7 protein-coding genes are annotated in these 8602 nt (G+C 69.3%); 1 reads left to right on the forward strand and 6 read right to left on the reverse strand.

Annotated elements, in window-relative coordinates; genetic code table 11:
* Positions 1 to 15: 15 nt before the first annotated feature.
* A complete protein-coding gene (locus B2284_RS05785) occupies positions 16 to 780 on the reverse strand; it encodes an ABC transporter permease (protein ID WP_062257244.1) in 765 nt (254 codons plus the stop codon).
* Between the two features lie 171 nt (positions 781 to 951).
* Between B2284_RS05785 and B2284_RS05790 the strand changes: the two genes are divergently transcribed.
* On the forward strand, positions 952 to 1890 hold the full coding sequence (locus B2284_RS05790; RefSeq protein ID WP_136788150.1) for a TIGR04222 domain-containing membrane protein: 939 nt from the start codon (positions 952 to 954) through the stop codon (positions 1888 to 1890).
* 220 nt (positions 1891 to 2110) lie between these two features.
* Here the strand turns inward: B2284_RS05790 and B2284_RS05795 are convergent, their stop codons facing one another.
* The 5 genes from B2284_RS05795 to B2284_RS05815 form a co-directional block, all read right to left on the reverse strand.
* Positions 2111 to 3769 (reverse strand): purine-cytosine permease family protein, encoded by a 1659-nt coding sequence (locus B2284_RS05795; RefSeq protein WP_205747099.1) that lies wholly within the window; start codon positions 3767 to 3769, stop codon positions 2111 to 2113.
* A 234-nt stretch (positions 3770 to 4003) separates the two neighbouring features.
* Positions 4004 to 4699 (reverse strand): urease accessory protein UreD, encoded by a 696-nt coding sequence (locus B2284_RS05800; protein ID WP_286697290.1) that lies wholly within the window; start codon positions 4697 to 4699, stop codon positions 4004 to 4006.
* 204 nt (positions 4700 to 4903) lie between these two features.
* On the reverse strand, positions 4904 to 5668 hold the full coding sequence (ureG, locus tag B2284_RS05805) for an urease accessory protein UreG (protein ID WP_082740464.1): 765 nt from the start codon (positions 5666 to 5668) through the stop codon (positions 4904 to 4906).
* A 79-nt stretch (positions 5669 to 5747) separates the two neighbouring features.
* Complete coding sequence (locus tag B2284_RS05810; RefSeq protein ID WP_062256143.1) at positions 5748 to 6485, reverse strand: urease accessory protein UreF; 738 nt, start codon at positions 6483 to 6485, stop codon at positions 5748 to 5750.
* Between the two features lie 128 nt (positions 6486 to 6613).
* Positions 6614 to 8602 (reverse strand): urease subunit alpha (locus tag B2284_RS05815; protein ID WP_286697291.1); only part of this gene is annotated, 1989 nt, incomplete at its 5' end.

Genomic DNA, 8602 nt, shown 5'->3' on the forward strand with positions numbered 1-8602 from the left:
CGATGGGGCATCCCGTCAGTCGATGAGCGTCTCGCGCAGCTGGGGCGTCAGCAACCGCCGTGCGCAGATCATGCGCTGTTCGACGGCCGACGTGACGGCCTGCGCAGCCAGGATCGACGTCGAGACGACGACCTGCGCCGTAGCCGCCTGCACGGCCGATCCGCCGCCGAGCATGACGCCGATGAACGCGCCGGGCAGCGTCACCATGCCGGCTGTGCGTGTCTGGTCGAGCACGGGGATGAGCGACTCGGGGAGGCGTCGCGCAATGACTTCGCTGATCGCGTCGCGGGGCAGCATGCCGATCGACAGCCCCGCTTCATACATGTTCTTCTCCTCGCGCAGCCCGTCGAACGCGCGCCGCGAGACGAGGGTGTGCACGCTCATGACGTTGCCGATGACGATGCCCGCCGTCGGGATGATCGACACACCCTTCATCGGCACGACACCGCTGACGGTGAGGATGACGAGGACAGGCACGAGCCCTGCCGCCATCGCGAGCGCCGCAGCGAGCCGAGCCCGCACGTCCGTCGCGCCCGACCGCTTCGTCGTCGTCAGCACAGCCACGATGAACATGACGGCAACCGCGAGCACCGACGCCCACAGGTAGCGCACGACGCTCGTGATGAGCAGGGCGGCGAGCGTCAGCTGCACACAGGCACGCGCAACGGCGACGAGCGACGTCCGCGTCAGCTTGACGCCCGAAGCCCGGTAGCCGACCTGGATCATCACCAGCAGACATGCAATGGCGACGACGACGTGCCAGCCGAACCCTGTTGTCATACGGCCATTCTCACCGACGCCGGCGCCGCTTCGCACACCGCACGACGCCAGGGGCCTCGCCCGTCGCGCACCGCCCGGCTGCCGGCGGGGGCACTCGCCCCAGCGTTCGGGACGTTTCGCTCCTGTCAGGCGTTCGGCGGGCATGATGTGTTTCAAGGGGAGGAGCACACCATGACGACCCAGGCGCACCACGTCGGCGCACGCGACATGACACCCGAGCAGGTCGGCATGCTCAACGGCCGCGCAGCCGCACTGCAGGCGGCGACGGCGGATCTGCTCGAACGGGGATATCTGCGTCAGACGGCGTACGGGCGCCTCGAGGCGTGGACGATCCCACCCGCCGACGTCACGCCCCTGCAGCGCGCGGTCGTCGACGCCGTCCGTTGCCGCGCGCCACGCCTCGAGAACGTCCCCGCCGTGCGTGCGGCGCTCGACGAACTGCAGCGTGACGCCGTGCGCCGTGGCCTGCTCAATCCGCCGCGCAGAGGCGGTAGGGGCGAGACCCTGAAGATGACGTTCATGACCCTGTTCGGGGTCGCCATGGCGATCATCGCCGCCACCGGAAAGTCTGTGGGTGGCGTGCTGGTCGGCTTGGGCTTCACGTGTTTCGGGGCGTACAACCTCGTGCGTGCTGTCCGCACCACACGGCAGGGGCGCCGCACGCATGCCGGGGCTGCGGCCCTGGAGCAGATGCGGTTGCGCGTGCCGAGCCCTGCGGCGGGGCTCACGCAGCCACCGATGCGCGGCGGGCTCGGCTACTTCGTCGGCCTGTACGGGACGCGGCCGCTGCTCATCGCGTTCCCGGCCACCGCGGCCCTGGGATGGGGGCTGAGCGACCACGTCGTCGACGAGGAGATGCAGCGTCACGCGAGGGCGAGTTCGGGCGCAGAGCCGTCGAGTACGAACGGGTACACGTGCTCGTCGGGTACGTCGAGCTCCGACTGGTCGTGCGACACCCATTCCGGCGGTTCCGGTGACGCCTGGTGCAGCGGCGGAAACTGCTGCGGCAGTGGAGGATCGTGCAATTCGGGTTCGTGCGGCGGCGGCTCGTCCTGCGGCGGCTCGTCGTGCGGTTCGAGTTGCGGTGGCGGCAGCAGCTGCTCGAGCTGACGCTCCGCACGGCCACCGCGTCGTCAAGGCCTGCACCATCGGCTGCCGCGTCAGCTGCATGAGAAATGCGCATCTGCCCGAGGAACATGCTGCGTATTTCTCGGGCAGATGCACATTCCTCGTGCAACGTCAGCGGGTGCGCGACAGCCTTCGCAGCTCCTCACGTCGACGCTGACTCACGCAGGGAGCTTCACGTCAGCCATCCGCCGGAAGCCACACGTCACCGTGCCGGCAGTACGTGCTTACCGTCCCGGTCGGTCGCGACGCACAGCGAGCAGACAGCACCGTCACCCGTCGCGGAGGCCAGCATGTCGGGGCGTTCGAACACGTCGCCGCAGGCCTCGCAGTCGATCTCGGCCGCCGACGGGTTGCCGTGCTCGTCGAACATCTCGTGCGCCAGCCCGTCGGTGTCGCGGCGCAGGTAGTAGCGACCCTTCGTCGCGACGGCGATGACGGGCGGCAGAACGACGGAGAGCACGACGGCGATGATCGGCGAGTACGGCTGCAACCCACTGCCGAGGCCGCCGAAGAAGGCCACGATCGACAGGCCACCCGCGACGATGACGGAGACGAACCCGACCGGGTTGATCGCGTACAGCATGCCCCGGCGGAATTCGGGAGCCTTCGGCGAGAGCTTCAACAGATAGGTGTTGACGATGATGTCGCTCGCGACGGTCACGATCCACGCGATGGCAAGGTTTGCGTAGAAGCCCAGGATGTCGTTGAGGAAGTCGAACATGTTCGCCTCCATCATGACGAGGGCGATCGTCACGTTGAACAGCACGAACACCATGCGGCCGGGGTAGTGCTTCGTCACACGGGTGAACGAGTTCGTCCACGCGAGCGAGCCGGAGTACGCGTTCGTCACGTTGATCTTGATCTGGCTGATGACGACGAGCACGACGGCGAGCGTCATCGCGAGCCAGTGGGGCATCATCTGCTCGTACGCCAAAAGGAACTGGTGCACGGGCTCGTTGGCGATCGACGCACCGCCCGCGACGTTGGCGATGAGGTAGACGGCGAGGAACAGCCCGATCATCTGCTTGAGTGCACCGAAGAAGACCCAGCCGGGGCCGGCGACGATGACGGCCGTCCACCAGCGTCGCGAGTTCTCCGGGGTCTTCGCGGGCATGAAGCGCAGGTAGTCGATCTGCTCGGCTATCTGCGCGATGAGCGAGAGGCAGACACCTGCGGCGAGCATGACGGCGCTGAAGCTGACGCCCCCACCATGGGCGCCCTTGTAGTCGAGGAAGGTGTCGACCGAGCCGGGGTGCGCCTGAACGAGATAGACGAGCGGAACACCCATGAGCAGCAACCACAGCGGCGTCGTCCACACCTGCAACTTGCTCAGCGCCTTCATTCCATACACGACGAGCGGTATGACCATGAGACTGCTGACGAGGTAACCCGCCCACAGCGGCACCCCGAGCCCCAGCTTGAGCCCCTGCGCCATGATCGAGCCCTCGAGCGCGAAGAAGATGAAGGTGAAGCTCGCGAAGATGACGTTCGTCAGCACCGAGCCGTAGTAGCCGAAGCCCTTGCCGCGCGTGATGAGGTCGAGATCGAGGTTGTAGCGCGCCGCGTAGTAGGCGAGGGGCACACCCGTCACGAAGATGATGGCGGCCGCGACGAGGATGCCGAGAATCGCGTTCGTCGTGCCGTGCTGGATGCCGACGTTGGCACCGATCGAGAAGTCGGCGAGGTAGGCGATCCCACCGAGCGCCGACGTCGCGACGATGCCCGGGGCCCAGCGCCGATAACTGCGCGGCGCGAACCGCAGCGTGTAGTCCTCCAGCGTCTCGCTCCTCGCCTTCGCGGTCCCGACGGCGGACGCGGTGGCCCGCTCGTCGACCAGTGGTTCCAGTTGCGACGTCGCCATGCTGTGCGCCCCTCTGCTCTCGTCCTGCGTTTCGACAACCGAGGTGGCGGTATCGCCATTCGGTACGCAGGAATCTAGGCAGCCGAGGTTTCGACGGACGCGTGACGATGTTTCACGAGAGTTAAGCCCCCTACCCCGATGTTGCCCGCGTTTTCGGTCACCCGCGCCGCGAAAAGCGGGCAACATCGCGACTGGACGAGGCGTCGGCGGGCCGGACGCGTCGGCGACCCGCCGTCAGCACCGTAAGGGGCTGAGGTGGACGTCGTCACCCAGCCAGCGTTCGATGCGTCCAGGCGCGAAGAGGTCGAGGCGCGTGACGCCTACCGGGAGGTCATGACCCACCGGCGCCGAGCCCAGCATCGTCGAGTCCGGGCGCGTTGACTCCGGCGCGGCGGCTGCCGGCTTTGCGGCGTCTGCCCGCGTCAGTGCCCCCGGCGCCCGCTGCAGGATGGCGGCCGCGCCGAGCGTCGTCACCTGATCGACGACGCGGCGCCCGCCGCGGATGCCGGGCGCGTCGTCGTCGGCTGCGAGGCGAAACTCCTCGACGAGCGCCGGGCGCCCCGCATGAGAGATGTCCGTGCGAGCGACGAGTTCGCCGCCCGCCTCACCATGGCGGCCGAGGACGAGGGTGTCGCGCAGCATGAGCGACCCACCGTCGGCGATGTCCGCACGAGTCGTCCGGGTGGCGCGGGCGTCGGTGGCGACGACGAACGGCTCCCCGGGCCAGCGAAGCGACGCCCCCTCCGCCACGCTCAGATTCGCCGACCAGGAACACGCTCCCCCACGCCCGGCGTAGGCGACCGTCGCCGCGACCTCGACGATCTCGAGTGCGACACCGTCACCGACGACGATGTCGAGTTCGGCCTCGTCACCCGCGAGCAGCAGAGCCGTCGTCGCGACGAGGGCGACGCGCGCGGACGTCGGCGTCACCCGCAGGATGCGCGGCGCAAGCAGGCTCGAGCGGGTACGGACCCGAACGGCTGAGCCCGCGGCGCCTCGTTCGACGTGGAGCTTCATCGCTCACCACCGGCCGGCCGGGGAGCCCACGCTCGCGCCTCCTGCTCCGCGAGGACTGAAACCCGGCCAGGCGCCATGTGGTGTTTCGGCCCCCAGGCCGCGCACGGCTCGCGTCGCTCAGTGCGTGTGAGTGACGCCGTCATGCGTGTGCTCACCCTCGCTGTCGGCGTGGACATGCGGCGCCATCGGACCCGGATCCTGCGCGACGTGCCCGCCGCCTTGGTAGGCCGCGAGCACCTCGCGCACCCAGGCCGTCAATCGCTCGACGGAGGCCGCATCCGTGCGCGACAGCGCGATGACAGGGCGTCCGTCACGAGCCTCACGGCCCTGCTGCTCCATGAGTGCGGCGTCGACCCCGACATGCGGCGCAAGGTCTGTCTTGTTGACGACGAGCAGGTCGGCGCGTGCGATGCCCGGCCCGCCCTTGCGGACGACGTCACCGCCGCCGGCGACGTCGAGGACGAAGATCTGCGCGTCGGCGAGGGCCGGCGAGAACGTCGCCGTCAGGTTGTCGCCGCCCGATTCGACGAGGACGAGCTCGACGTCAGGATGGTCGGCTGCGAGATCCTCGACGGCGACGAGGTTGGCGCTGACGTCATCACGGATCGCGGTATGCGGGCATGCCCCGGTCTCGACGGCGCGAATGCGATCGACGTCAAGAACGCCTGCGGCCCTGAGCATCTGGGCATCTTCGTCGGTGTAGATGTCGTTCGTGATGACGCCGAGCGAGATCTCCTCGCCGAGTTCGCGGCACAGCATGCCGATGAGCGAACTCTTGCCCGTACCGACCGGACCGGCCACCCCGAGCCGCATGGGGCGCGATGGATTCGATGCCGCGTCACGGCGCGAATCGACGCCGACCGTGATCTTCTGGGACGTCATCGCGCCCTGTCCGGCGGCGGGCGTATCGATGCCGGAAGTGGCGGTGGCTTCACTGCCGGGGCGCGAGGTCATGGCGATCTCAGACACGGAACAACTTCCTCTCGGTGTCGGCGTGAGCGGCATGCCACGCCTCGAGCTGGGGTGCGGAATGGACTGGGATGTCGTACGGCGCGACCAGGTCGGCGCAGGCCGCGACGAGGTCGTCGAGATGGGACGCCGAATCGAGCGTCCAGGCCACGGCATCCACAGGGTCGAGCGGTTCGAGCTTCAACGCGGCGGCGGTGACACTCTGGACGTCGTCATATCCGACGACGCGGGCGACGGACGCACCGTCGAGGCCCAGCTCGCCGGCGAAAGCGCCGAGGACGGCGGCGCGGGCGGTGAGCGGGCGGGGCAACCCCTCGAGCCACTGTGCCGCGGGGCCGTCAGGACGCAGCCGGTGCACGAGGCGCAACATCGCCCGCCCCTGGGCGATCGACGAATCACGCACCGCCGCGACGGGGTTGCGGGCCGCCCAGGCCCACGCGACGTCCTCGGACGCGAACGCGGGCTCGGGCACGGGCACGGGCTCGGCCGTGGCGGCATCCCCGCCTTGCGTGCAGGTGCACCCGGGTGCACCTGCACGCAGATGACGGACGGCGGCGGACGCGACGACGGCCGTTCCCGCCTCGACGCGTGCCACCGTCGCGAGGCGCATCGCGATGAAGGCGGGCACCTCGTGCACCGGCAACCCCCCGAGCAACGCCGGTTCGAGACCACCTGAGGCGGTGTAGCCGCCAACAGGCAGCCTCGAATCAGCGAGCAGCAGGCTCGCCATCCCCGCACCGTCCGTCGCCGCGTCGGGCCTCATGACGCCACCGCCCCGCCCCTGCGTGCAGCTGCACCCGGGTGCATCTGCACGCCGGACGTCGGACGTGGGAGCTGAGCCGCAGCAGGACATGGCGATCAGAAGAGCGAATACCGCTGCGCGAGCGGCAGTTCCGTCGCCGGCTGCGGGGTGACGAGCTCACCGTCGACGGCGATGGCGAACGTCTCGGGGTCGATGTCGATGCGCGGTGTCGCCGAGTTGTTGATCATGTCGGCCTTCGTCACCTCGCGTGTCGGCCGCACGGCTTCCACCTCCCGCCGCAACCCGAGCGACTCCCGCAGACCATTCTCTGCAGCCGCCGGCGACACGAATGACACCGCGAGCGACGCAGCGTCGTCCGCCACGAGCGCCGGGCGCATCAGCACGGGCTGTGGCGTCGGGATCGACGCGTTCGGGTCGCCGAGGGCAGCCCACACGATGGCACCCGACTTGAGGACGACGGACGGCCGCACGCCGAAGAACTTGGGCTCCCACAGCACGAGGTCGGCCAGCTTGCCGGGCTCGATCGACCCGACGAGATGGTCGATGCCGTGCGCGACCGCCGGGTTGATCGTGTACTTCGCGACGTACCGACGGGCACGTTCGTTGTCGGCCGGCAGCGTCTCGCCGAGCGAGCCATAGCGTGACTTCATGACGTGCGCGACCTGCCAGGTGCGCGTGATGACCTCACCGATGCGACCCATCGCCTGAGCATCGGAGCTCGTCATCGACAACGCGCCGATGTCGTGGAGCAGATCTTCGGCGGCGATCGTCGTCGCCCGGATGCGCGATTCGGCGAACGCGAGATCTTCCGCCACCGCCGGGTTGAGGTGATGACACACGATGAGCATGTCGAGGTGCTCGGCGACCGTGTTGACGGTGTGCGGCAGCGTCGGGTTCGTCGAACCGGGCAGGACATTGGGGTGCGACGCGATCGACATGATGTCGGGCGCGTGCCCGCCCCCGGCGCCCTCGGTGTGGAAGGCGTGGATGCTGCGCCCGCCGATGGCGCGCAGCGTCGAGTCGACGTAACCGGCTTCGTTGAGCGAGTCACTGTGCAGCGCCACCTGCAGCCCGTGCTCGTCGGCCGCGCGCAGGGCAGCGTCGATGGCGGCGGGCGTCGCGCCCCAGTCCTCGTGCACCTTGTACGCTGCCGCGCCCGCGAGCGCCTGCTCGGCGAGGCCCTCGGCGCTCACGGTGTTGCCCTTGCCCATGAGCAGCAGGTTGACGGGCAGGTGATCCAAGCCGCGCAGGACGCGCCCGAGGTGCCAGGCACCGGGTGTCACCGTCGTCGCCTTCGACCCCTCGGACGGGCCGGTACCACCGCCACCGAGCGTCGTCAGACCGGTCGCGAGCGCTTCGTGCACCTGCGACGTCGACAGGAAGTGCACATGCATGTCGATGCCACCGGCGGTGAGGATCTTCCCCTCCCCCGCGATGACGTCGGTGCCCGGGCCGATGTGGAGATCCGGGTGCACGCCGTCCGCGACATCGGGGTTGCCGGAGCGGCCCAGCGCGACGATGCGCCCGTCACGGATGCCGACGTCGGCGCGCACCACACCCCAGTGGTCGAGGACGACGACGTTCGTGATGACGGTGTCGAGCGCCCCGCCCGCGCGGGTCGTGAGGCCCTGCGCCATCGACTCGCGGATCGACTTGCCCCCACCGAAGACGGCTTCCTCGCCGCCGACGGTGTGGTCGTGCTCGACCTCGATCCACAGGTCGGTGTCGCCGAGACGAATCTGGTCACCCGTCGTCGGACCGTAGAGCGCGGCGTAGGCGTCACGTGTGATGGTCGTCGGTTCGGACGGCCGTGGGCGGACAGCCGGCACCTCGGGGTGGGACGCCGTTCCGCGCGGGACCGTAACACCGGGCCCGAGGTCGTCGTGTGACTCGTCGGCCCCACCTGCGTCAGCCTGCGAAGTGTCTCCGAAAGACGCGGCCGTGTCGCGGATCTGCAGCCCCGGCACACGCCGCTCGCCCCGCAACGCGACGAGCGCCACCTCGCGGCTGACGCCCGGTTCGAAGCGCACCGACGTGCCGCTCGGGATGTCGAGGCGGTAGCCCTGCGTCAGCTCGCGGTCGAA

The organism is Dermacoccus sp. UBA1591, assembly GCF_002322065.1.
In the GTDB taxonomy this organism is placed as follows: Bacteria; Actinomycetota; Actinomycetes; order Actinomycetales; family Dermatophilaceae; genus Dermacoccus; species Dermacoccus nishinomiyaensis.

Bases quoted from the DNA above. Each gene is read 5' to 3' on its own strand.
- B2284_RS05785 (WP_062257244.1), bottom strand. From the start codon at position 780: ATGACAACAGGGTTCGGCTGGCACGTCGTCGTCGCCATTGCATGTCTG.
- B2284_RS05790 (WP_136788150.1), top strand. From the start codon at position 952: ATGACGACCCAGGCGCACCACGTCGGCGCACGCGACATGACACCCGAG.
- B2284_RS05795 (WP_205747099.1), bottom strand. From the start codon at position 3,769: ATGGCGACGTCGCAACTGGAACCACTGGTCGACGAGCGGGCCACCGCG.
- ureG (WP_082740464.1), bottom strand. From the start codon at position 5,668: ATGACGTCCCAGAAGATCACGGTCGGCGTCGATTCGCGCCGTGACGCG.
- B2284_RS05810 (WP_062256143.1), bottom strand. From the start codon at position 6,485: ATGGCGAGCCTGCTGCTCGCTGATTCGAGGCTGCCTGTTGGCGGCTAC.